The organism is Petrotoga mexicana DSM 14811, from assembly GCF_002895565.1.
In the GTDB taxonomy this organism is placed as follows: Bacteria; Thermotogota; Thermotogae; order Petrotogales; family Petrotogaceae; genus Petrotoga; species Petrotoga mexicana.
Genome location: NZ_AZRN01000028.1, coordinates 1 through 3,034, shown reverse-complemented (window position 1 = coordinate 3,034; position 3,034 = coordinate 1). Strand labels below are relative to the sequence as shown.

At 53.2% G+C, this 3,034-nt stretch carries 2 rRNA genes; both read left to right on the top strand.

Annotation, left to right across the window (positions count from 1 at the left end):
• Positions 1–1,487: ribosomal RNA gene (locus X927_RS06525) — 16S ribosomal RNA — on the top strand; the annotation flags it as partial.
• A gap of 83 nt (positions 1,488–1,570) precedes the next feature.
• Positions 1,571–3,034, top strand: a 23S ribosomal RNA gene (locus tag X927_RS06520); the annotation flags it as partial.

Below are 3,034 nucleotides of genomic sequence, written 5' to 3'. Positions count from 1 at the left end.
AGGGTAAACGCTGGCGGCGTGCGTAACACATGCAAGTCGGACGGGTTATACTTCTTAGGAAGTATAATCAGTGGCGAACGGGTGAGTAAAAGGTAGGGACCTACCCCGAGGACAGAGATAGCTACTGGAAACGGTAGGTAAACTCTGATAAGCCCGAGAGGGGAAAGTGGAAGGCAGCCTTGGGATGGACCTACTATCCATCAGGTAGTTGGTGAGGTAAAGGCTTACCAAGCCGATGACGGATAACCGGTGTGAGAGCATGTACGGTCACAAGGGCACTGAGACACGGGCCCTACTCCTACGGGAGGCAGCAGTGGGGAATATTGGACAATGGGCGAAAGCCTGATCCAGCGACGCCGCGTGAAGGAAGAAGTCCTTCGGGATGTAAACTTCTGAACTAATCGAATAAAAGGGTAGTGGACACACTACAGAAGAAGGTAGATTAGGAAAAGTCCCGGCTAACTACGTGCCAGCAGCCGCGGTAAGACGTAGGGGGCGAGCGTTGCCCGGAATCACTGGGTGTAAAGGGGACGTAGGCGGATGATCAAGTCATCTGTGAAAAGATTGCTCAACGATTGGCTTGCGGATGAAACTGGTCATCTTGGGCGTAGCAGAGGTAGACGGAATTACCTGAGTAGGGGTGAAATCCGCAGATACAGGTAAGAACGCCGGTGAAGAAGTTGGTCTACTGGGCTACAGCTGACGCTGAGGTCCGAAAGCCAGGGGAGCGAACCGGATTAGATACCCGGGTAGTCCTGGCTGTAAACGATGCTCACTAGGTGTAGGGAGCGAAAGACTCTCTGTGCTGAAGCGAACGCGCTAAGTGAGCCACCTGGGGAGTACGTCCGCAAGGATGAAACTCAAAGGAATTGACGGGGGTCCGCACAAGCGGTGGAGCATGTGGTTTAATTCGAAGCTAACCGAAGAACCTTACCAGGGATTGACATGTAACTGAAGGTAGAGAAATCTACTGGCCTGCCGCAAGGCAGGGGGTTACACAGGTGGTGCACGGTCGTCGTCAGCTCGTGCCGTGAGGTGTTGGGTTAAGTCCCACAACGAGCGCAACCCCTACGATTAGTTACCAGCAAGTAAAGTTGGGTACACTAATTGGACAGCCGCCGACGAGGCGGAGGAAGGAGGGGATGACGTCAGATAAGCGTGCCCCTTATACTCTGGGCGACACACGTGCTACAATGGGGAGGACAAAGGGAAGCGAAGCCGGAAGGTGGAGCGGATCCGGAAAAACTCTCCGTAATATGGATTGTAGGCTGAAACCCGCCTACATGAAGCTGGAATCGCTAGTAATCGCAGGTCAGCCAAACTGCGGTGAATACGTTCCCGGGCCTTGTACACACCGCCCGTCACGCCACCCGAGTTGGGAACACCTGAAGGCAGTACGGCAGGTACTGTTGAAGGTGGGCTTGGCGAGGGGGGCGAAGTCGTAACAAGGTAGGTGTACCGGAAGGTGCGCCTGGATCACCTCCTTTCTAAGGAGAATTAAAGTTTCTACCTCCTCTATCTACTTTTGAGAGAGNNGAAGGAAGAGCTCATTGACAAGTGCATAGAGAACGTCCAAAGAGAGAAGGGCATACGGTGGATGCCTAGCCAGCTGGAAGCGAAGAAGGACGTGGTAAGCTGCGAAAAGCTGTGGGGAGCTGCAAACGAGCGAAGATCCGCAGATATCCGAATGGGGGAACCTGCCGAAAGGCATCCTGGAGACAGGAGGCGAAGCTGGGGAAGTGAAACATCATAGTACCCGGTGAAAAGAAATCAAACGAGATTCCCCGAGTAGCGGCGAGCGAAAAGGGAAGAGCCCAAACAGTAGCGATGCAAAAGCGGGCAGGCGTTGTTGCTACTGAGTTGTGGGTAACAGCTACCCGAACTGCCAGATAGGGGGTTGGAGATATATACGAAGTGGAAAGGCATGGGAAGGCCTACCGAAGAAGGTGAAAGTCCTGTACACGAAAGTATATAAATTCAACTGCTGTTAACCCGAGTAGCGTAGGACACGAGGAATCCTGCGTGAAGCTGGGTGGACCTCCATCCAAGGCTAAAGAGGACAGCTGAGCGATAGTGGAATAGTACCGTGAGGGAAAGGTGAAAAGGACCCCGGGAGGGGAGTGAAAGAGAACCTGAAACCGTATGCCTACAGGAAGCGGGAGCGAAAGTGACCGCGTGCCTTTTGATTAATGAGCCTGCGAGTTATTTTCGGTGGCGAGGTTAAGCCGGAAGGTGGAGCCGAAGGGAAACCGAGTATGAAAAGTGCGCAAGTCACTGGGAATAGGCCCGAAGCCAGGTGAGCTACCCATGTGCAGGATGAAGCTTGGGTAAAACCAAGTGGAGGTCCGAACTGGTGGATAGTGAAAAATCCTCAGATGACATGTGGGTAGGAGTGAAAAGCTAACCGAACCTGGGGATAGCTGGTTCTCCCCGAAACGTGTGTAGGCACGGCCTCTGGAAGAAGAGTTATGGAGGTAGAGCACTGAATGGCGTAGGGGGGTAGACCTCTGAAACCAATCAAACTCCGAATGCCATAACTGGATACCAGGGAGAAAGACTATGGGGAATAAGCTTCATAGTCGAGAGGGAAAGAGCCCAGACCGACAGCTAAGGTTCCGAAGAAGCGGCTAAGTGTGAAAGGAAGTGGACCTCTTGAGACAGCCGGGAGGTTGGCTTAGAAGCAGCCATCCTTGAAAGAGTGCGTAACAGCTCACCGGTAGAAGAGGACTGCGCCGAAAATGTAACGGAGCTAAAGCCGCGCACCGAAGCTACGGTATAGCCGAAAGGCTATAGGTAGGGGAGCGATGTGCGAGGGAGAAGCATATCTGGAAGGATATGTGGACGAAGCACAAGAGAGAATGCAGGCATGAGTAACGAAATGGGAGTGAGAATCTCCCACCCCTAAAGTCTAAGGTTACCTGGGGAAGGGTCGTCCGCCCAGGGTAAGTCGGGACCTAAGGTGAACCCGAAAGGGGTAGCCGATGGAAAACGGGTAAAGAATCCCGTACCGGTAAAAGGGGAGCTACAAGGGGGG